This is a genomic window from Exiguobacterium sp. s95 (assembly GCF_018618655.1).
GTDB lineage: Bacteria > Bacillota > Bacilli > Exiguobacteriales > Exiguobacteriaceae > Exiguobacterium_A > Exiguobacterium_A oxidotolerans.
In genome coordinates, this window is sequence record NZ_JACSMM010000015.1 from 1 (window position 1) to 20,732 (window position 20,732).

A 20,732-nucleotide genomic window follows, 5' to 3' on the forward strand; every position below is an offset into this window, starting at 1 on the left:
TGAATAGATACAGTATATCGATATCTCTGAACACAAAAAACCCCGAATGGGGTCTTTTATCAAGTGTCCACCATTTAGGGTTCAGTTCACTATACGGAGTCATCGGCGTTTTCTATACATATTTTCTGAACATGGCGACCAAGTGCGTAGATGAAGCAACTCCCCCGCCTGAAAAAAGCACATGTGCGAAAGCGTGATTCCTTTTTAAGTCCGTTCTTTTTTGATCAACGAATGGGCGCACGTTCGTATTGCTTCGGAAGGATGACCTCATCATGGAGTTCTGCCGCTGCATGATGAACCCAGTACGGTTGCCGTAAGAGTTCACGTGCGAGTAATACGACATCAGCACGTTGACTCCGTAAAATCTCTTCTGCCATCGTTGCTGTCGTAATTAATCCAACTGCCCCTGTCTTGATTCCTGTCGCTTGCTTGAGCTCTGCAGCATAGGGAACTTGATAACCAGGGTATACGTCTGGAATTGCATTAGCGACGACGGCACCGGAGCTACAATCGAGTAAATCGATACCTCGTTCTACTAATGCTTGCGCGAGTGGAATATAGTCCGTCGCTGTCATCCCACCCGGTGCGTGATCAGCTGCTGAAATCCGGACCCAGAGTGAGATATCCGATTTTGCTTGAATACCTTCGGTGATTTCAAGTAAGAAACGCATCCGGTTTTCAAGCGATCCGCCATACTGATCGTTTCGCTCATTTGATAACGGTGATAAAAATGTATTGATTAGATAGCCATGTGCCCCATGTAATTCAATGAAATCGTACCCTGCTTGTTCAACGCGTAATGCTGCATCGATAAATTGTTGCTGAATTTTTTTTATGTCTTCTATAGATAACTCGGCTGGACTTCCATATGAATCATCAAAGGCAATCGGACTCGGTGCGACAGGCGGACGTGCTGTCGTACTTTTCCGTCCCGCATGTGCTAGTTGTACGCCAACTTTCGCCCCCGCTGCTTGTACTTGCTCCGCAATCCGTCGTAAGCCTTCAATTTGCGAATCTGACCAAATTCCTAAATCGCCTGCTGAAATCCGTCCGTCAGGTGTCACAGCTGTCGCTTCTAACATGACACCTCCTACACCCCCTACTGCGCGGGACGCGTAATGTGTCACGTGCCAATCCGTCACCTTACCGTCTTCTTTCGCGCTATACATACACATCGGTGCCATGATGACACGATTACGAAACGTCACATTCCCAATTTCGATTGCTTCGAATAACTTTGCCTTCATTTTATTCTCCCCCTACCGCTGATTATAATTTTGGTCGATAAAACGAACGGTTGTCGAGTGCAAACGAACGTTCAGAGAATTGTCCTGGTTCCACGTATTCAAGAAGACGATCCATCATCGTCATTCGTGCATCCAAATTATCAATTAAAAATAACACTTCTGCTTCGCGCATTTGAGGTGCTACTGCCGATCCCCACTCAGGACGACCGTGATGACTGAGCACTAGATGTTGTAAGACCGTCAACACTTCAGCATCAATCTCGAGTTCTGCTCCGACTTTTTCAAGTTCTGCGACCATTAATGAAATATGACCGACAAGTTTTCCAGGAAGCGTATACTCTGGCGTGACAGGATCTGATAACTCTTTTATTTTTGCATAATCATGTAACACGACACCTGCTACGAGTAGATCGCGATTCAATGTCGGATAGAGTTTCGCGATTTGATCGGCAAGCTTCAGCATCGACAGTACGTGGTACGATAACCCTGAATAGAACGCATGGTGGTTCTTAACAGCCGCCGGATGCGTAAAGTAGGCATTAAAGTTTTTAGTGACAAGGTGTTTGACGATTTTTTTCATATCCGCTTGTTGAATCGACTCGATGTACTGGAGTACTTCTGTTTCGATTTGTTCCCGCGGGAGTGGTGCTGCCTGAATGTACTCTTCAACATTGGTCTCATCGAGTACCGTAATTTGTTTTAGTTTCAACTGTGTCCGGCCGCGATAATCCATCACTTCACCTGCCGCATGGACGATGAACTTAGGTGCATACTTTTCGACATCACTCGTATCCCACATCTTCGTCTCAATTTCACCTGTCTTATCTGCTAAAATCAATGTGAGATATGGTTTTCCGTTCGCCGCGATGCCTTTCATCGACTGCTTAATCATCACACGTTGATCAAGCATTTCTCCAACTGCCAGTTGTCCAATACCTTTCATTTCACAACACGTCCTTTATTTTAGAAGTTAATCGTATCTTTAATATTTTTCATTATGCTTACTGCAATTCACTTATTTATTCTACTATATGGGAGCCTTAAACATGAAATTCGATTCGCACTTTAACTGGTACCGCTACATGACTGTATCAGACTACGACCAACAACTAAATAACGAAGAGACCGTCAGTCCCTCAAAAATTGAGTGGGTTCGTCAACTTCGTACAAAAGATGTCAACTTTACCCGAGCAGAACTCGGTGTCTTATACGGTTCAATCGTGACTTGGCAAAATCCTGATGATAAAAGCGACCGTCGCTTCATCTGCTATTACATCACGCCTACTGAACTCATCACGATCGGACTCTCTGAACATATTATGTCACTGACTGCACCGTTTGACTCAAAAACAGCTTTTGATGCCTTTTATGCGATTCTTTCGTTACAAATGAATACGTACTTTTCAGGCATCGATGACTTTGAAACGGAACTCTTTTCTCGACAAGATGAACTCCGGGGCAACATCAATGAGAATTCACTCGATAGCATCTTTGCCTTACGCGATACAATTGAGAACTGGTCCGACTTAATCGTCCCTTTTCAAGAATTGATTCTTGCAGGCCAAGAAGCCTTCGTCGCAGTCACTGATTTTGAACAACATCTTCCGTTTCGCCTTGCCAAACGACGTGTCGAGCGTTTATTGATGTTGATTGAACACTATCAAAAAGATATTGAGGTTCTGCTCGATTTATCGACGACCGTCTCGAACTTCAGGGGAAACGAAATCATGAAGGCCCTGACGATCTTCACGGCTGTCGCGACCCCGATGATGGCCCTCGGCGCGATTTGGGGCATGAACTTCAAGAACATGCCCGAACTTGACTGGAAATACGGTTACGCAGGTGCACTTACCCTGATCGTGATTACGACCGGTGGAATCTTTTATTGGATGAAATGGCGTGGATGGCTCGGAGCACTCGTTCGCATGCCTAAAAAACGGACAAAAAAATAGATATAAGAACATAAGTTCGTTATACTTAGTTTATCATATTTAGTTGGAGGAGGTGACTTTTGATGGGACGAAAAATCATTCATATCGATATGGACGCTTTTTACGCTTCTGTCGAACAACGCGATCGCCCTCACTTAAAGGGTGTTCCTGTCATCGTCGGTGGCCCTCCTCATGCACGTGGAGTCGTCGCGACGTGTTCCTATGAAGCACGGAAGTACGGTGTCCACAGCGCGATGCCATCTCGTCGTGCCTTTCAGCTCTGTCCGCGTGCCGTCTTCATCCGTCCCCGATTCGACGTCTATCGTGCAGTTAGTGCGCAAATCATGGAACTGTTTCTTGAAGTCACACCGCTTGTCGAACCATTATCACTCGATGAAGCGTACCTCGATGTGACGGAGAATAATTTAAATATGACGAGTGCGACCCACATCGCAGAGTATATCCTTGCTGAAATCAAACGCCGGACGGACTTGACGGCATCCGCTGGTGTCTCGAATTCGAAGCTCGTCGCAAAGATTGCTTCCGGTTATCAAAAACCGAACGGCTTAACCGTTCTCCCACCTGAGGAGGTACTTCCCTTTTTGTCTTCTTTACAAATCGGTGACTTGCATGGTGTTGGGAAAGTCACCGAGCAGACGCTTCGAAAACATGGATTTGAGACCGTCGCTGATATCCAACAGTCACCGGTCGAAGAACTCCACGGGTTACTCGGTCGGGACCGTGGAACAGAATTGTATACGATGGCCCACGGTGAAGACGAACGGTTAGTCCGTCCCCACCGTGAGCGCAAATCGATTGGATCTGAAACGACCTTCGAAGAAGATACGGAAGATATTGATACGATTTTCGAAACCTTAAAGCGAGAGGCCCAATCTGTCGTCCGTAGTCTGCAACAAAAAGAACTCGTTTGTCGGACAGTCACCGTTAAGTGGAAAACAGAGACATTCCAATCACGTTCAAAACGTTTCACTTTTCTCGAAGAGACGAACGACGAAGATCGGTTACTCACGGTAACGACAAAATTATTTAATGAAATCGAATTCACGGGTCCGATTCGTTTAATCGGAATGAGTGTCAGTCATCTTGAAGTACCACCAAAGTCGAGACAATTAACGTGGCAAGATATTGACTCCTACTTGTAAAATGAATGACTATTCAGTACACTTGAATTAGTTATTTTACTAAAGGAGGAAGAGACATGCTCTATACACTTACTGTATTCGCGGACCGTGGAGAAACTTTACTCGATGATACGTTTGAATCACCTAACGATTCAGATGCAAGGGAGGAAGGGATCCGTCGTCTCAAAGAAGGAAAGTTCGAACATAAAGGCGCCCGCGTCACGCGTGCCGGTAAATTAATTCATTTCGAGCGTGCTTATTTACCTAAAATTGTGCCTGTTGCAGGCAGTTCAACATAAGTTCTTATTGAAATCAGAGTCATCTATGTACAAATTAAGAGGAACGCGACGAAAAAGAAAGAATCTTCTATTGTCTAATGCCACTTTGTCTACACACCGAGAGCCCCGGACATTGTCCGAGGCTCTGTTTACATCTTATTGCACGTCGTCTTGATTTTGCTCCATCATTGGCGCATAAAGTTCTTCGAGCGGCTTCATGATGATTTGAGTAACTTCCGTCAACATCGTATGCATCCGTTGTTCTTCTTGCATCAATTGACTGATGAGTGGATTGTTTTGAACTTCCAACATTTTTGCTTGAGCTGAAGCCATATCGTCAGGTGTGATTTCTTCACCTTCCATTTGCTTTTGTTGAAGCTCAAGTTGAACGTTACGGAATGAAGCAAACAGTTCATTCGATGCTGGATCAGCGTTCACTTGTGTGTATAAATCTTGTAATGTTGTGTACTCCGGAGTTTCTCGCAGTGCACGTTCGAGCGTATAGGCGTGGTCATACAAATTTGTTTCAGACATATTAAAACCCTCCAATTTAGTTAAGCAATCACGATGATTGCTTGTATCATCCCAATTAAACCACCTAACAGTCCTCCAAGCCAAGTGATAGCCCGGAATTCCTTCCGAGAAATCGATAAGACGATTTCTTCGAGATACTGTGTATCGAGTAGGTCGACCTCATCACGCACAATCGATTCGACGTCGAGTGTCGTCATGATTCGTTCTGCGTGTTTCACCGCTTGGTCAATCAACCGGTCGACAATCACCGGAACGAACTCGGTCCGCACTTTCTCATCAAACCGGCCGAGATAATGGTGTAATGGCTTATCCAACGTTTCTGTTAGTGGAATCCGGTTGATGATTTCCGATTTGACGCGTTCGATGACTTGTTTCTCTAACTCTTCATCAAGGAGTGTATGAATCGGACGTTCCATCACTTGTTCGATTTCTTTCTCGACCATTTCAGTAATGAACTGACGCGTCGACTCTCCTTGTAATACCCGTTTGATTTCAGGTTGAATCATCTCCACCAAATTGATATTCGCAAGTAACATCCCGAACATTCCGCCTCCAAGTTTTCCTTGGATGAATCCGGCGGCCGTCTCCTCTAATTTCATCTTCCCTTCTGGACTATCAAAATAAACATCCGTTTGTTTTAACAATGCATCTACGACGTCAGGGATTGCTTCCTTGACTTTTAAGACTCCGCCTTCGCCGATGACTTCTTGAATCGTTGAGTTTTTCAGATGAATCACGCCGTCCATCAATTCATGTTCAAGCGTCTGTTCGATTTTTTTTCGCAATTGTTCTTCCGGTTGATTGACGAAGCGGCCGATCACTTCTCGAATCGTGACGGTTGAGTGTACCCATTTCATGAGTTCGGTCGTGACAAGATTTGTAACGGCCTCGTGCATCGCAGGTTGTCGAAGGCGTTTCCCGATTCCTTCAGGGGTCACTAAATGTTTGACAACGGTCCGTCCGAGATTGGCTGCTAGTTCATCGCGCCGTTTCGGAATTAGACCTGGTGTAAAAGGAATCCGGTACTTTCCGATATATTTTGCTTCTAGCGGTCGAAATAACATACGAATCGCAAGATGGTTCGTGACTGCACCGATTGTTGCACCTAATACAATCATTCCGATGATTTTTAAGATGGTCATGAATTCGATTTGCATAGCTCATCGTTCCTTCCGAATTTAGTATTGTGGTAAAGTCTGAGTATCACTTTTTATGTAGGAGAGATGTAACGTGCTACAGCAATTGATTTCCTTATTCAAAGATCAGTTATCGACAGACCCCACGGTATATTGCATGGATAATTATAGCGTATATCAGTTAGCGGATGGGCTTCGTTTCGGAATCGAAAGTTCCGCGTTGTCCGGGCGTGAAATCGACTTATTGAATTTAATCGCAGAACGCGTCGTCGTTTCAGCATCAACCGATACAACTTACTGGCATCAGCGTCTGGAATTATCGAGCGCCGTCGAGCACGAACCCTTCCGGATGACCCATTTCTTATTCAATCAACTCGATGATCGGACGACTGAAGATCTCGAACAGCTATTGACTTCTTTTTTCGACTCCTCGAGCATCTTTGTCCCCTTGACGACGACTCGACTGCTTGTCATTGAACGAGATGAGTTAGTGAGCGAACATGATTTAAATGACTTATTCACAGCTTTACAATCTGATTTTCTAACAGATGGAAAAGTATTAATCGGTCAACGCCGAATAAATGGAGATATCGCAGTCCAGTTCCGTCTAGAACAAGCAGCCCTTAACCTGCTTCCGTTCCGTGTCGAACGTTTCTTACCTGCCCTCACACGACTCGCTCTTTTATCGGAAACGGTCCGTGACGAGCTGACAGATCGCTTCATTGCACCACTCGAACCTGAATCGCGTGAGACGATTGATGCTTTCTGTCGTGCCAATCTGAATGTATCGTTGACAGCAAAACACTTATTTCTTCATCGTAACAGCCTTCAGTACCGACTTGACCGGTTGACAGAACAGACAGAAATCGATATTCGATCGTTTGAAGGTGCCGCCTTTTTATATACCTTGTTACTTCTAGCATAGTGCCCAAATGAAAACGGTTGCATTTCGTCATGTTGTCCATGTTCAGTTGATCCCTTTTCTTCTATACTAAGGATTGTAAGCGTTACATTACCCGATCACACTACTAGGAGGATATACACATGGCAGATATTCGTCTTGAACATATTGACAAAATTTATTCCGGCTCAGCAAAGGCCGTTGACGACTTTAACCTTCACATCCAAGACAAAGAATTCATCGTTTTCGTCGGACCATCAGGTTGTGGTAAATCAACGACACTTCGGATGATCGCTGGACTCGAAGAAATCTCAGGCGGAGATTTCATCATCGACGGTAAACGGATGAATGACGTCGCACCGAAAGACCGTGATATCGCAATGGTCTTTCAAAACTACGCACTCTACCCGCACATGAACGTGTTTGATAACATGGCATTCGGACTCAAGCTACGTAAGTTCCCGAAAGACGAAATCAAACAGCGCGTCGACAATGCGGCACGTATCCTTGGTCTGGAAGAGTACCTCGAGCGGAAACCAAAAGCATTATCAGGTGGACAGCGTCAACGTGTTGCAATCGGTCGTGCCATCGTTCGTGATGCAAAAGTCTTCTTGATGGATGAACCCCTCTCGAACTTGGATGCAAAACTCCGTGTTCAAATGCGTAAAGAAATCATCCAACTTCATAAACGTCTCGAAACAACGACGATTTATGTTACCCATGACCAAACAGAAGCAATGACGCTTGCGACGCGTATCGTCATCATGAAAGCAGGTCTCATTCAGCAGGTCGGTTCTCCTAAAGAAGTATACGATCACCCGGACAACATGTTCGTCGCCGGATTCATCGGATCCCCTTCGATGAACTTCCTAACAGGCAAACTGGCTGACGATGGACTTTTCCACGTCACAGGGACAGAAGAGAAGTTCGAAGTCCCTGAAGGCAAAATGAAAGTTCTCCGTGAACGCGGCTATACGAGCAAAGACCTCGTCCTCGGAATCCGTCCGGAAGACATTCATGCTGAATTGATTTATCAAGACACAAAAACAGCACACCGTTTCCCGGCACACATCGAAGTTTCCGAATTGATGGGTGCAGAATCGTATCTCTATTCCAAGGTAGGTAATCAAGCCTTCACAGCTCGTGTCGACTCACGCTCACACGTCGAGATGGGATCAGATCTCGACCTCTTCTTCGACATGACAAAAGCGCATTTCTTCGACGCTGCAACTGAAGCGACAATTCGTTAATTTCAACTGAATGTTTACTTTTCTAAGACTGTCCATTCGTGGGCAGTCTTTTTTATTGACAGACGTTCTTGTAACTTTGTATGATACTGCTTGTAGTCTTAAATTAATCCTATTCGAAAACTAGGAATTGAAATCATTTATTTTTAAAGGAGAGAGCGCTATGAAACACGGACTAAAGCTAGCAGTAGCAGCACTATCAACGGCGGGGGTGTTAGCAGCGTGCGGCGCTTCTAATGAAGAAGCAAGCAAAGACAGTAAGATGATTACGGTTGGTACTGAAGCGACATACCCACCATTTACGTATAAAGAAAAAGGCGAACTGACTGGTTATGACATCGATGTCATGAATGAAGTCGCTAAACGCGCCGGCTATAAAGTCGACTATAAAGCAATGGACTTTAAAGGATTGATTCCAGCACTTGATTCAGAACGTATCGATGTCATCGCGAACCAAATGGGTATCACGGATGAGCGGAAAGAAAAGTATGCATTTTCTGATGCATATACGGTATCCGGATCAACAATCATCGTCAATGAAAAAACGGACGACATCAAAACACTTGATGATTTAAAAGGTAAAGTCGTTGGTTCGACACAAGGTTCGCTTTATGCAAAGACAGCAGAAGATGCTGGCGCAAAAGTGAAGTATTATAAAGGTGCAAACCAAGTTTTAAAAGATCTTGAAGCAGGACGTGTTGATGCTGCGATGAACGATCGCTTGTTCGTTTTGACTGAACTCAAAAAAGCCGGTTATAAAGTGAAAGCAGTCGGAGAAACATTTGATAAAAATGAGTCTGGTTTCATGATGGCAAAAGATAGCAAGTATGCAGAGGACTTCAATGAAGCACTTGCAGAAATGAAAAAAGACGGTACACTTGCAGACATCGGTAAGAAATACTTTGACGAGGATATCAGTCAGTGACGGAATTGTTCACGATCGTTCGCGATAATGCGAACGTCTACGGAGAGGCGATTGGCATTACACTTCTTGCAAGTGGACTTGCCATCGTCTTTGCGCTTTTCCTCGGGTTGATTCTTGCCGTCATGCGTGACAGCCGCTTCACCGTCTTTAGCGGTTTCGCTCGATTGTATGTCTCGTTCTTCCGCGGAACACCTTTACTGTTACAGATTTTGATTTTATATAATGGTCTTGTCGCATTACAACTGACGGGCTTTCAGGCACTCGCTTTTGGATTATCACTGCACTTTTCCGCTTATATTTCGGAATCGTTCCGTGCCGCCATCGCTTCTGTCGATCGCGGGCAATGGGAAGCAGCTGATTCGCTCGGAATCCCGCGTCGGAAAACGTTCAAGGACGTCATCCTTCCTCAAGCATTATCACGCGCCATTCCGCCACTGTCGAATTCTGTCATCGATATCATTAAATCGACGTCACTCGGTACGCTTGTCGCTGTCGAAGAGTTAACGTATGTCTCGGATCAAATTTCTGCTACGACCTATCTCGTCATGCCACTTCTGCTGTTCTCAGCAGCGATTTACTGGATCATGTCGACGCTCGTACAGATGGTTCAACACCGCTTAGAAGTTCGCTTTAGCATCCCGAATTAAATGAAACCAACTTGGAATGGTCAGCACATTCCAAGTATTTTTTTGTTCTTTTTAAGGTTTAACACTAGGCAACACGGGAATAATCAAGTATACTAATAAAAAATCAGAATTATCTGATAACTTTAAAAGGAGCGTGGCCAAGATGAAACAAGTAATTGAAGCTTTCCGTAGACAAGATGCAGAACAGCGGATTCCAGTGCTACGCCTCGAGATTGATTATGAGCTCAGCACACTCTTTGATGCTATCCAAGTCAGTGACCAAGCTGCCGTAGTTGCCAGTAAAGAACGTCTAGATAAATACCGCCAGGAGATGCTTCGCCTAGAAGCGTGACCCTATAGATACCCATCTCAAATCCCCCTTGAGATGGGCTTTTTGTGCAAAAAAAATAGCCCGAAGGCTATTTTTAGGCTATGGCCAAACTCTAATGAAGGATTTATACCGATATGATCGTGTGTAACGCTTCCCTGTCTCGCCTCGTCTCAAAAGCGTCACTTTTCCGTTGACTCCTACGGGGAAAAGTGCGTTTTTAACGCACTGTCAGAGGTAGGCAAGACCCTGCTCGTTATCCGCTAGGATCAAGGAGCAACGGCTTGCCTCTCGCCCGAGGAATGCAACGGAACAGGGATAAGCTTTTATCTCACCCTATGTTACTTCGGCTAGACGCTGAAAATAGCCCGAAGGCTATTTTTTTAATCGACGTCACGTCCGCGAGACGCTTTCAAAATTTCGAACCACTGTTCACGTGACAATGTCAAACGCGTCGCATTGACCGCGGATTCAATCCGTTTGATTTTCCCTGAACCGACAATCGGCATGATGCGTGCCGGATGTTTCAAGAGCCACGCATAGGCGACTTCATCAATATCTGTCGCTCCGATTTGTTGTCCGATTTCTTCAAGCTTATCTCGTAAGACGCGATATTCTTCTTCTTTGAATAACCGTCCACCGGCGAGCGGACTCCATGCCATGACCGGCATCTCGTTTTCATGGCAAAGATCCACCGATCCATCTTCGAAATGTTTCAGTTCAGCAACTGAGAGTTCCAATTGATTCGTCACGAGCATGAACGGTAGACGTGATTGAATTAAACTTTGTTGAGCTGGCGTATGATTCGATAAACCGAACGTCCGAACTTTACCGGACTCTTTTAATTCAACAAACGCTTCGGCAATTTCGTTCGGGTCCATCAATGGATCCGGTCGGTGAATCAATAACGTATCAATGTATTCGACACCAAGTTCCTTTAATGAACGTGTCGCATTTTCAATGATATGTTCTTTTGTTGTATCGTAAAATGAAAGGTTTTGATCGGAATAGTAGTTCCCTTTCATCTTGATCCCCGTTTTCGTCACAATCTCCATTCGTTCACGTAATTCTGGTTTTAAGGCCAACGCTTCTCCGAACAAACCTTCATTCGTATAATCCCCGTAAATGTCCGCATGATCAAACGTCGTGATCCCAAGCGCTAAACATTGCTCAATCAAAGCAAGACGTTCTTCTGCTGTCATGTTCCACTCATTTAATCGCCATAATCCATGAATCACACGCGAAAATGACAATTCTTCTGTTAGTTGAATTCGTTCCATTCCAATTCATCCTTTCGATCTCGTACTTTTTCTGTCCCATTTAACTCTACAGGAAGTTGGTAACGGTTGCACGGATTTCGCTTTTCACAAAAAGGCACGAGATACCTGTCCGGTACTCGTGCCTTGATAATCATTTAGTCAACGGTCTTACTGAATTTGTTCCACTTCTTGCATCACTTCATCTTCAATCAGTTGACGTTTACGTGTCGTATCCGCCGCATCCGGTGAAGTTACACTGAAGTAAAACTTGATTTTCGGTTCCGTTCCTGATGGGCGGAGGCAGAACCATGAACCATCCTCAAGCGTGAACTTCAGCACGTTCGATTTCGGAAGATTGATTGGCGATGGTTTGTGTTGAATCAAGTCGTGCGCCATGCTCGCATCGTAATCTTCGAACAAGACCACTTTCTCTCCCGCCACTTGTTTGGGTGGGTTTTCACGGAACGTGTTCATGATTCGTCCAATTTGTTCCACTCCGTCCTTTCCTTTTAACGTCAGTGAACGTAACGACTCTTCGAAGTAACCGAACTGTTCGTAAATGGCTTGTAATGCCTCATACAACGTCCGTCCTTCTTTCTTATGGTACGCTGCCATCTCTGCTGCGAGTAAGCACGCCTGGACAGCATCCTTGTCGCGACAAAAATCGCCGATCAAATAACCGTAACTTTCTTCATAACCGAACAGGTATTCATATTCACCTGACGCATTATATTGTTTAATTTTTTCACCGATGAATTTAAAGCCCGTTAATGTGTTTTCGACATGCAGATTGTAATGACGGGCAATTAACGCACCGAGTTCTGATGTTACGATTGTTTTCGCGACAAAGCCGTTCGCCGGTAATGTACCTTGGGCTGATTTTTGCGACAGGATGTAGTCGAGTAACAATGCACCCGTTTGGTTTCCTGTCAGTACCGTCCATTCCCCACTTGCATCGCGCGTCGCTACACCGACGCGGTCTGCATCAGGATCTGTCGCGAGCAGTACATCCGCGTCGACCCGATTCCCGTATTCGATGGCAAGTTCAAACGCAGCGTGTTCTTCCGGGTTCGGTGACGAAACCGTTGGGAACGCCCCGTCCGGTTTTGCTTGTTCTTCAACGACCGTCACATTTTCAAAACCGTAGTTCTTTAGTCCGACAGTAACAGGAACAAGACCTGTTCCGTGAAGTGGCGTGAACACAATTTTTAATGAATCTTGCAACTCGTCTTGAATCGCCGGTAAAACACGAATCGTTTTTAATTTTTCTTGATACGCATCATCGATTTGTTCTCCGACACGAACGATAAGTCCATTTGCCCGAAGGACTTCTTCTGCTTCTAACACGATCGATAGTTCATCTTCAACTTGATCGACATACGATACGAGTTCATCCGCTTCTTTTGGCGGCAATTGTCCACCGTCATTACCGTATACTTTGTAACCATTGTACTCAGGCGGGTTGTGGCTTGCCGTAATGACGATCCCCCCTGCAGCGCGAAGCTCACGTACAGCAAACGATAATTCTGGTGTCGGACGTAGTCCATCGAATAAATATGCTTTAATGCCATTGCTTGCAAGCGTTTTTGCTGCTTCTAAAGCAAACTCAGGCGAAAAGTGACGCGAGTCATGTGCAATGACGATTCCTTGCGTGACAGCTTCTTCCCCTGCCGCTTTAATAAAGTCTGCAAACCCTTGAGATGCTTTACGGACTGTGTAAACGTTCATCCGGTTCGTACCGACACCGATTTCTCCACGCATACCGCCAGTACCAAACTCAAGTTCTTTATAAAAAGCGTCCTCTGCCGCTTTATCATCTGCTGATAACGCGACGAGCTCTTCTTTCAATTCAGGCTCTAATTTTTCAAACTGATTCCACTTTTGATAGGTCTCTTTCCATGACATATTCATTCCACTCCTTTAATTTATCGAAGTCACACTTGCGATGAAGCGTCACCTTTCATATGATTAATCTAGAAAGGTCGAGGTGATTCAAATGTTTCCAACCATTCAAATGGCGGACTTACAACAACTCGTCCACTCGGATCAAATCCGTTGGTTCGATTGCCGCTACGATTTACGTGATCCGAATTATGGTCGTCTAGCTTTTGAGGACCAACATGTGCCTGGTGCACTGTATCTAGATTTAGCAAATGATTTATCAGGACCCGTATCCTCTACGGGCGGGCGTCATCCTTTACCGTCGAAAGAAAAATGGATTCAAACGCTAGAAGCGCACGGCATTAAAAATGATGACTTCGTCGTCTTATATGATGATGGTTTTCCTTATGCAGCACGCGCATGGTGGCTTTTCAAATGGGCCGGTCATGAACGCGTCGTCGTACTCGAAGGCGGCCTCTCCTCTTACCTTGCGTTTGACTATCCGATGACACAAGATTTGGAATCCTTCGCGCCTTCTACATACGACGCTGAGTTCCAAGATGACATGCTCGTCGATTTTGAGACAGTCAAAGGACGTTCGACGGATACGCTACTCGTCGACTCTCGTTCCCCTGACAGATTCAAGGGTCAGAACGAAACGATTGATGCTGTAGCTGGTCACATTCCCGGTGCTGTCAATTGTTTCTTCGAAGAAGCGATTTCACCCGACGGAAGACTGAAAGATGCAGAAGATTTAAAGGAGCTTTATGCTCCGTTACTTGAAGAAGCATCTCCGATCCTCTATTGTGGTAGCGGTGTGACAGCTTGCGTCAACATACTCGCATTACACTCGCTCGGTAAAAATGATGTTCGGCTATACGCTGGTTCTTATAGCGACTGGATTAGTCAAACGAACGATATTTCATAATTTTTAAAAGCCTGATTAGATCAGGCTTTTTCTTATGATCAAACTTGAACCGGCTTGATGTTCCAAATCGCGTTCGCATATTCTTTAATCGTCCGGTCACTCGAGAAGACACCTGATTTTCCAATGTTCATAATAACCATCTGGTACCACTTCTCAGGGTTTTGATACGTCCGGTCGATTCGTTCTTGTGCCTGCTGATACGACTGGAAGTCTTTTAAAATCAAGTACTCATCGTTATACGTGATGAGCGAGTCATAAATCGCTTGAAACTCCCCAACCGGGAATAATGAACCATCAACTAAGCTATCGACGATTCTCCGTAACTCCGGTTGTGAACTGTATTGGTCGTATGCATTATAGCCACCGTACTTTTTATAGTTCATGACCTCTTGCGGTGTAAGTCCGAAAATAAAGATATTTGCATCCTCGACCTCGTCCCGAATCTCAATGTTCGCTCCGTCAAGTGTCCCGATTGTCAAGGCCCCGTTCATCATGAACTTCATGTTTCCTGTACCAGACGCTTCATAACTCGCCGTCGAGATCTGCTCACTGACATCACTCGCCGGGAAGATTTTTTCAGCAAGCGAAACACGATAGTTTTCTAAGAACACGACTTTCATGTAAGGGCTGACTTCCGCATCAGAATTAATCAATTTTGCGAGTGCATTGATGTAACGAATGACTTCTTTCGCATAATGATACCCCGGAGCTGCTTTTGCTCCGAAAATAAAGGTCCGTGGTGTCATCTTGAAGGATTTATCTTCTTTTAGACGGTAATACAACGAATGGATATGCAAAGCATTAAGTAACTGGCGTTTATAGGCATGGAGACGCTTGACTTGCACATCAAAAATCGAATATGGATCGACAGTAATGCCTGTCTCCGCTTCAATCAATCGAGCAAGTTCCTGTTTATTTTCAAGCTTAATTTGTTTGATATCCTGTTGGAGTTGACGATCTTCCGACCATTTCGTCAACTTTTGCAAGTCTGACGGATGATTGATCCAGCTATCTCCAATCGCTTCCGTCACACGGTTCGCGAGTTGCGGGTTCGATAACAAGAACCAGCGACGATGCGTAATCCCGTTCGTTTTATTGTTGAAACGAAGTGGGAACATCTCGTAAAACAGACGCATCTCCCGTTGTTTCAGGATTTCAGTATGAATCTGTGCGACGCCGTTCGTCGAATGTGTCCCGACAACTGCTAAGTTCGCCATGTTGATCCGTCCATCGGCGATGATGGCGATTTCTTGCATGTGTGAAGCAAGGTGTGGATAGTTATCAAGGACGTCCTGACAGAAGCGACGATTAATTTCCTCGATGATTTGATAAATCCGCGGTAATAAATTTCTAAATAAGTCGACCGGCCAGCGCTCGAGCGCTTCGGCGAGCAATGTATGGTTCGTAAACGACATGACACTCTTCGTGATGCGCCACGCTTCTTCCCACTCATAGCCTTCCTCATCAATTAGAATCCGCATCAGTTCTGGAATCGCGACGACTGGGTGTGTGTCGTTGATATGAATCGCGATTTGATTTCCGAGCTGTTTAAACGATGCATTTCGTTTTTTGTGAGACAAGAGAATACTCCGTAAGCCGGCGGCAACAAAGAAATATTGTTGCTTCAAACGTAGGACTTTCCCTTCGTACGTCGTATCGTCCGGATAAAGAAACTCTGAAATCGTTTGAATCGATTGTTTATGTGCAAGTAAATCTTTATAGTTCCCGCTGTGCTGGTGCAACAGTTCATCATCATCATATGGAGATTCTGCGCTCCAAAGACGCAAGTTATTGACGACACCATTTTGATAGCCGACGATTGGCATATCATACGGGACGGCCCGGACAATTTCAGCTGGTTCATGATGGACACGGTACCCGCCGTCTACTTCCTCGAGCCAGACGTGTCCACCGAACGGAATATCGACTGCCTTATCGGGACGACGTATCTCCCACATGTTTCCGTTTTTGAGCCAGTTATCCGGGAGTTCGACTTGATAGCCGTCGATGATTTTTTGTTTAAATAAACCATACTGGTATCGAATTCCGTTCCCGTGTCCAGGTAGACCGAGAGCTGCCAACGAGTCTAAGAAACATGCTGCTAATCGTCCGAGCCCTCCGTTACCAAGTCCTGGTTCCGGCTCTTCTTCCGTCAAGTCTGCTAGGTCGTAGCCAAGTTCCTCTAATCCCTCGCGAACTTCCTCGAGTACGTCTAAGCTCAGCAAGTTGTTGTACAGAAAACGTCCGAGCAAAAATTCGAGCGAGAAATAGTAGACTTGCTTACTCTTTTTATGGATATAGGTTTCCTTCGTGTGCATCCAATCTGATGTGACATATTCCCGGACCATGTAGGCGAGTGTTTGATACACATCATTCTCTGTTGCTTCACTCAGTGCTTTTCCGTGCATCGACACAAACCGCTCATTAAACCTCTTCTTGAACTTCTCTTTATCTTTAAACATGCCAAAACCTCATTTCTCTTAATCCCAATCAGTCAACAGATGGTGCGATGAGATGATAGAGTGCTAAATATTCATCGGCTGAGCGAATCCAGCTAAAATCTTCTTCCATTGCTGTCTCAATCAGATGCTTAAAGACTGGTTTATCTTGATAGGTATCAATCGTTCGCTTGATCGCGTCAAGGAAGTCATGTGCATTATAATTCGAGAACGAGAAGCCATTTCCCTCTAATGTAAATTGATTGAATGGTGTCACCGTGTCTCGCAAACCACCTGTTTCACGGACGACAGGTAAAGAACCATACTTCATCGAAATCAATTGACTGAGTCCACACGGTTCAAAGCGTGACGGCATCAAGAACGCGTCGCTCCCTGCATAAATACGTTGAGCGAGTCCGACGTCAAAGCCGATGTATGAAGCCACTTTATCCGGACGAATTGTTGTCGCATGGTGGAACAAGCCCTCGTATTCCGCCTCACCTGACCCGAGAATGATAAACTGCGCGTCGAGTTCGAATAAATCAGGTAAAATGTGCGCAAGTAAATCAATTCCTTTTTGGTCGACAAGACGCGACACGAATCCGAAAAGTGGAACATCCGGATTGACCGGTAAACCCAATTCTTTTTGCAATGCTTCTTTATTTACTGCTTTTCCTTCTTCAGCCGTCTCAACATCATAATTCTCGACAAGATGCTCGTCTGTTTCCGGATTGAATTGACGGTAGTCAATTCCGTTTAAAATCCCACGAACATCGACTGCCCGGTGTTGCAAGATGGATTCTAGACTCTCACCATAGTACGGGTCCATGATTTCATCCCGATACGATGGGCTGACCGTCGTAATTTGATTGGCGTGAACAAGTCCCGCTTTCATATAGTTGACGAGACCGTTATGCGCAAGTCCATCCATCGTAAAGTGTTCATGACTGAGGCCAAGTAAATCGCCAAGAACTTCTTCCGGGAAAATACCTTGGTACTGCAAATTATGAATCGTAAAGACCGTTTTGATGTCTTGATAACGCTCAAGGTGTTGGTAATGAATTCGTAAGAAAGCTGGAATGACACCGGTCTGCCAATCATGACAATGAATGACATCTGGTACTTCCGCACGATCAAGGTGTTGAATCATCTCGAGCACCGCCCGGGAAAAGTATGCGAAACGCTCCGCATCGTCGTAATGACCATAAATAATCCCATCTCGATTAAAGTAATATTCATTATCGATGAAATAAAATGTGACACCATCCTGTTTCAGACGTAGGACGGCACCAAACTGTTGCCGCCAGCCGACGGGTACGATGAAATCGAATAAAAATTCCATTTCCGACTTGAACTGTTCTTTAATTTGACCATAGTTCGGTAAGACAACGGATACTTCCGCACCCTCTTCAGCAAGCGCTAAAGGGAGCGAGCCGACGACGTCAGCTAGCCCCCCCGTCTTGATGAAGGGTGTCGCTTCTGTGGCAGCAAACCATACCTTCATGATGACATCCCCTTTAAACGATTGTTTGTTTTTTGATGACGATCGGTTCTTCCGCCGTTCCACGAATCACTTGTCCACGTTTGACAGTGACTTCTTTATCGAGAATCGCGTATTCGACGACTGCACCTTCTTCGATGACCGATTTTTGCATGATGATTGAATTTTTAACACGAGCATGTTTCCCGACTTTCACACCCCGGAATAAGATGCTGTCTTTCGCTGTTCCTTCTAATTTACATCCATTCGCGACGAGCGAGTTCTTGATCGTCGAGCCTGGGAGATAACGTGTCGGTGGTTCATGCTTAATCTTCGTGTAGACATGTTGGAAATCATTGATTGCTCCCCACTGCTCGAGCAATAGCATGCTCTCACGGTAATACGAGCGTAGTGAGTGGATGACTTGTGATGTGCCCTGATACTCGTACCCATGAACATGCAGACGGTTCAACTGCGAGCGAATGATGCTTTGAAGCAAATCATATTCGCCACGACCGACTGCTTCGTCAACGAGACGGACGAACAGGTTTTTCGATAGGACGACTGTTTCCATATAGAATGTTTCGTCAGACGGTTCAAAACCGCGCGAACCAATCGCTGTCACTCGATTTTGATCACCAAAACGAATCGGACGGCAATATTTACATGGCAAGTCACGCTTCGTATAGACGACTGTGATGTCAGCATTCGATTCTTTATGTTCACGCAAGACATCGCGATAATCTACTGCCGATAACACATTCGAACCCGAAATCACGAGGTAGTTTTCTTTACTACGCAAGAAGAAGTCGCGGTGTAAATGGAAGTTTGATAAATCGCCCCGGAATTCATGGGCATCTTGTGATAATGCCGGTGGGAAGATATAGAGTCCCCCGTTCGAACGGTCAAGATCCCACTCTTTTCCCGACCCAAGGTGGTCCATCATCGCTCGGTACTTTTCAAGCGTAAAGACACCAATGTTGGCGATTTCATTTTGTACCATGTTCGTCAACGTGAAATCAATCAACCGATACCGTCCGGCGAACGGAACCGCGGCTAAATTTCGATGCTCCGTCAGTTCTTTAAAGAATCCTTCTTCTCCACTTAAATTAATGACACCCAATAGATCTGCTTTCATCGGTAGTTCCCCCTTATTGAATCGCTTCTTTTACGACTTCATTTTTCTTGATGACACTATTTGCCTCGATGACGAACACTTCGCCGCCCGGTGTACCGATTGTTGCGCCGTCTTCGACGACGACGCCGTCCGCTAAAATCGCACGATGAATCGTGACATCTTTTCCGATTTTGACATTCGGGAAAATGACCGAATCTTTCACGAGTGCACCTTCCGCGACATCAACGCCGTAGAAGAGAACGGAATGGTTGATTTCACCTTCAATGTGACAGCCTTCATTGATGATTGACGTTTCAATCGTCGCATTGTTTCCGATGTACTGTGGTTGTTGATTCGGGTTAACGGAATGTACTTTCCACGATGGTTCATACAAGTCGAACTCTGGTTCCGCTTCAAGTAAATCCATATTCGCTTCCCATAACGACTGGATTGTCCCAACATCTTTCCAATATCCTTTAAATTTGTACGCGCGAATATTTAAGTTTTCAAACAACATATTCGGAATAATGTTTTTCCCGAAGTCAAAGCTTGACTCGGCATCCCCGGCGTCTTGAATAAGGTGACGTTTTAAAATATCCCAGTTGAAGACGTATATGCCCATTGAGGCTAAGTTCGATTTTGGATTTTCAGGTTTTTCTTCAAACTCATTGATCCGTAAATCATCATCTGTGTTTAAGATTCCAAAACGTGGTGCTTCTTCCCACGGCACTTCACGGACTGAAATCGTTACATCTGCCCCACCTTGACGATGCTCTTCAATCATCTTCTCATAATCCATCTTATAGATATGGTCTCCAGATAGGACAAGGACATAGTTTGGATCGTATTGATTGATGTAACTCATGTTCCGATAAATCGCGTTGGCCGTTCCTTCATACCAGTTCTTTCCGTTTTGGGCTTGATATGGAGGCAAGATCGTTAATCCCCCGTTTCGACGGTCTAAGTCCCAGGCACTCCCGATTCCGAGATAACGGTTCAATTCTAGTGGTTCATATTGCGTTAAGACACCGACTGTATCGATTCCCGAGTTCGTACAGTTCGATAATGGGAAATCAATGATTCGATATTTCCCTCCGAACGCAACTGCTGGTTTTGCAGTGTGTTTCGTAAGTGCTCCTAGACGTTTTCCTTCTCCACCAGCAAGTAGCATTGCCACAACATTCTTTTTAGCCATTTCGTCCCCTCCAGTTTATGCTCTTTCTTTACAGTCAGACCATGATGTAGTTTTTATACAGATACTCTTATATACCCACCTTTTCTCTTTTTAATATAACATTCCTGCAAAATAGGTTTATTAAAATACGAAATTCAGA

Annotated in this window: 19 protein-coding genes; 9 read left to right on the top strand and 10 right to left on the bottom strand. The window is 45.0% G+C overall.

Annotated elements, in window-relative coordinates:
* Window positions 1–224 precede the first annotated feature (224 nt).
* Window positions 225–1,247, bottom strand: coding sequence for an NADPH dehydrogenase NamA (gene namA, locus KNP99_RS14775; protein ID WP_214812208.1), 1,023 nt, complete (start codon window positions 1,245–1,247; stop codon window positions 225–227).
* A gap of 22 nt (window positions 1,248–1,269) precedes the next feature.
* The gene (locus KNP99_RS14780; RefSeq protein WP_029332810.1) at window positions 1,270–2,190 is read right to left on the bottom strand and encodes an HD domain-containing protein; all 921 of its coding nucleotides are present in this window, start codon (window positions 2,188–2,190) and stop codon (window positions 1,270–1,272) included.
* 103 nt (window positions 2,191–2,293) lie between these two features.
* Between KNP99_RS14780 and KNP99_RS14785 the strand changes: the two genes are divergently transcribed.
* From KNP99_RS14785 to KNP99_RS14795, 3 genes are all read left to right on the top strand, one after another.
* Window positions 2,294–3,199: a magnesium transporter CorA family protein gene (locus KNP99_RS14785; protein ID WP_214807433.1), complete on the top strand. Its 906-nt coding sequence runs from the start codon at window positions 2,294–2,296 to the stop codon at window positions 3,197–3,199.
* A 62-nt stretch (window positions 3,200–3,261) separates the two neighbouring features.
* Window positions 3,262–4,341 (top strand): DNA polymerase IV, encoded by a 1,080-nt coding sequence (gene dinB, locus KNP99_RS14790; protein WP_251133116.1) that lies wholly within the window; start codon window positions 3,262–3,264, stop codon window positions 4,339–4,341.
* Between the two features lie 56 nt (window positions 4,342–4,397).
* A complete protein-coding gene (locus tag KNP99_RS14795; protein ID WP_088836449.1) occupies window positions 4,398–4,619 on the top strand; it encodes a YhzD family protein in 222 nt (73 codons plus the stop codon).
* 135 nt (window positions 4,620–4,754) lie between these two features.
* Here KNP99_RS14795 and KNP99_RS14800 read toward each other — a convergent pair whose 3' ends face one another.
* Both KNP99_RS14800 and KNP99_RS14805 read right to left on the bottom strand, forming a co-directional pair.
* Window positions 4,755–5,132, bottom strand: a complete 378-nt coding sequence (locus KNP99_RS14800) for a YlbF/YmcA family competence regulator (RefSeq protein ID WP_029332804.1) — start codon at window positions 5,130–5,132, stop codon at window positions 4,755–4,757.
* A 20-nt stretch (window positions 5,133–5,152) separates the two neighbouring features.
* Window positions 5,153–6,289, bottom strand: a complete 1,137-nt coding sequence (locus tag KNP99_RS14805) for a DUF445 domain-containing protein (RefSeq protein WP_088836448.1) — start codon at window positions 6,287–6,289, stop codon at window positions 5,153–5,155.
* A gap of 73 nt (window positions 6,290–6,362) precedes the next feature.
* On the opposite strand from KNP99_RS14805, the gene KNP99_RS14810 reads away from it, so the two are divergent.
* The 5 genes from KNP99_RS14810 (at window position 6,363) to KNP99_RS14830 (ending at window position 10,319) form a co-directional block, all read left to right on the top strand.
* Window positions 6,363–7,193, top strand: a complete 831-nt coding sequence (locus KNP99_RS14810; RefSeq protein ID WP_088836447.1) for a helix-turn-helix domain-containing protein — start codon at window positions 6,363–6,365, stop codon at window positions 7,191–7,193.
* Between the two features lie 119 nt (window positions 7,194–7,312).
* Entirely contained in the window at window positions 7,313–8,419 is a 1,107-nt protein-coding gene (locus KNP99_RS14815; RefSeq protein ID WP_029332801.1) for an ABC transporter ATP-binding protein, read from the top strand.
* A gap of 160 nt (window positions 8,420–8,579) precedes the next feature.
* Entirely contained in the window at window positions 8,580–9,341 is a 762-nt protein-coding gene (locus tag KNP99_RS14820; protein WP_088836446.1) for a transporter substrate-binding domain-containing protein, read from the top strand.
* Complete coding sequence (locus KNP99_RS14825; RefSeq protein ID WP_088836445.1) at window positions 9,338–9,988, top strand: amino acid ABC transporter permease; 651 nt, start codon at window positions 9,338–9,340, stop codon at window positions 9,986–9,988. Before KNP99_RS14820 ends, KNP99_RS14825 begins: the two co-directional genes overlap by 4 nt.
* A 142-nt stretch (window positions 9,989–10,130) precedes the next feature.
* On the top strand, window positions 10,131–10,319 hold the full coding sequence (locus KNP99_RS14830) for a hypothetical protein (RefSeq protein WP_014969669.1): 189 nt from the start codon (window positions 10,131–10,133) through the stop codon (window positions 10,317–10,319).
* A gap of 359 nt (window positions 10,320–10,678) precedes the next feature.
* Here KNP99_RS14830 and KNP99_RS14835 read toward each other — a convergent pair whose 3' ends face one another.
* The gene (locus KNP99_RS14835; protein WP_088836444.1) at window positions 10,679–11,575 is read right to left on the bottom strand and encodes an aldo/keto reductase; all 897 of its coding nucleotides are present in this window, start codon (window positions 11,573–11,575) and stop codon (window positions 10,679–10,681) included.
* Window positions 11,576–11,722: 147 nt separating this feature from the next.
* A complete protein-coding gene (locus KNP99_RS14840; protein ID WP_214767940.1) occupies window positions 11,723–13,459 on the bottom strand; it encodes a phospho-sugar mutase in 1,737 nt (578 codons plus the stop codon).
* Between the two features lie 91 nt (window positions 13,460–13,550).
* Here KNP99_RS14840 and KNP99_RS14845 point away from each other — a divergent pair, with 91 nt between their 5' ends.
* A complete protein-coding gene (locus tag KNP99_RS14845) occupies window positions 13,551–14,363 on the top strand; it encodes a sulfurtransferase (RefSeq protein ID WP_239456828.1) in 813 nt (270 codons plus the stop codon).
* A gap of 38 nt (window positions 14,364–14,401) precedes the next feature.
* Here the strand turns inward: KNP99_RS14845 and KNP99_RS14850 are convergent, their stop codons facing one another.
* The 4 genes from KNP99_RS14850 to KNP99_RS14865 are packed head-to-tail and all read right to left on the bottom strand — an operon-like array spanning window position 14,402 to window position 20,593.
* Window positions 14,402–16,825 carry a glycogen/starch/alpha-glucan phosphorylase gene (locus KNP99_RS14850; protein WP_214767943.1) on the bottom strand — a complete coding sequence of 808 codons (2,424 nt, stop codon included), beginning with the start codon at window positions 16,823–16,825 and terminating at the stop codon, window positions 14,402–14,404.
* A 28-nt stretch (window positions 16,826–16,853) separates the two neighbouring features.
* On the bottom strand, window positions 16,854–18,305 hold the full coding sequence (gene glgA, locus KNP99_RS14855; RefSeq protein WP_214807429.1) for a glycogen synthase GlgA: 1,452 nt from the start codon (window positions 18,303–18,305) through the stop codon (window positions 16,854–16,856).
* Window positions 18,306–18,318: 13 nt separating this feature from the next.
* Window positions 18,319–19,419, bottom strand: coding sequence for a glucose-1-phosphate adenylyltransferase subunit GlgD (gene glgD / locus KNP99_RS14860; RefSeq protein WP_029332793.1), 1,101 nt, complete (start codon window positions 19,417–19,419; stop codon window positions 18,319–18,321).
* A 13-nt stretch (window positions 19,420–19,432) separates the two neighbouring features.
* Window positions 19,433–20,593 carry a glucose-1-phosphate adenylyltransferase gene (locus tag KNP99_RS14865; RefSeq protein WP_088836440.1) on the bottom strand — a complete coding sequence of 387 codons (1,161 nt, stop codon included), beginning with the start codon at window positions 20,591–20,593 and terminating at the stop codon, window positions 19,433–19,435.
* Window positions 20,594–20,732 lie beyond the last annotated feature (139 nt).

Bases quoted from the DNA above. Each gene is read 5' to 3' on its own strand.
- KNP99_RS14785 (WP_214807433.1), top strand. From the start codon at position 2,294: ATGAAATTCGATTCGCACTTTAACTGGTACCGCTACATGACTGTATCA.
- glgD (WP_029332793.1), bottom strand. From the start codon at position 19,419: ATGAAAGCAGATCTATTGGGTGTCATTAATTTAAGTGGAGAAGAAGGA.
- glgA (WP_214807429.1), bottom strand. From the start codon at position 18,305: ATGAAGGTATGGTTTGCTGCCACAGAAGCGACACCCTTCATCAAGACG.
- KNP99_RS14850 (WP_214767943.1), bottom strand. From the start codon at position 16,825: ATGTTTAAAGATAAAGAGAAGTTCAAGAAGAGGTTTAATGAGCGGTTT.
- KNP99_RS14840 (WP_214767940.1), bottom strand. From the start codon at position 13,459: ATGTCATGGAAAGAGACCTATCAAAAGTGGAATCAGTTTGAAAAATTA.
- KNP99_RS14830 (WP_014969669.1), top strand. From the start codon at position 10,131: ATGAAACAAGTAATTGAAGCTTTCCGTAGACAAGATGCAGAACAGCGG.
- KNP99_RS14820 (WP_088836446.1), top strand. From the start codon at position 8,580: ATGAAACACGGACTAAAGCTAGCAGTAGCAGCACTATCAACGGCGGGG.
- dinB (WP_251133116.1), top strand. From the start codon at position 3,262: ATGGGACGAAAAATCATTCATATCGATATGGACGCTTTTTACGCTTCT.
- KNP99_RS14795 (WP_088836449.1), top strand. From the start codon at position 4,398: ATGCTCTATACACTTACTGTATTCGCGGACCGTGGAGAAACTTTACTC.
- KNP99_RS14780 (WP_029332810.1), bottom strand. From the start codon at position 2,190: ATGAAAGGTATTGGACAACTGGCAGTTGGAGAAATGCTTGATCAACGT.
- KNP99_RS14835 (WP_088836444.1), bottom strand. From the start codon at position 11,575: ATGGAACGAATTCAACTAACAGAAGAATTGTCATTTTCGCGTGTGATT.
- KNP99_RS14815 (WP_029332801.1), top strand. From the start codon at position 7,313: ATGGCAGATATTCGTCTTGAACATATTGACAAAATTTATTCCGGCTCA.
- KNP99_RS14865 (WP_088836440.1), bottom strand. From the start codon at position 20,593: ATGGCTAAAAAGAATGTTGTGGCAATGCTACTTGCTGGTGGAGAAGGA.
- KNP99_RS14805 (WP_088836448.1), bottom strand. From the start codon at position 6,289: ATGCAAATCGAATTCATGACCATCTTAAAAATCATCGGAATGATTGTA.
- KNP99_RS14845 (WP_239456828.1), top strand. From the start codon at position 13,551: ATGTTTCCAACCATTCAAATGGCGGACTTACAACAACTCGTCCACTCG.
- KNP99_RS14800 (WP_029332804.1), bottom strand. From the start codon at position 5,132: ATGTCTGAAACAAATTTGTATGACCACGCCTATACGCTCGAACGTGCA.
- namA (WP_214812208.1), bottom strand. From the start codon at position 1,247: ATGAAGGCAAAGTTATTCGAAGCAATCGAAATTGGGAATGTGACGTTT.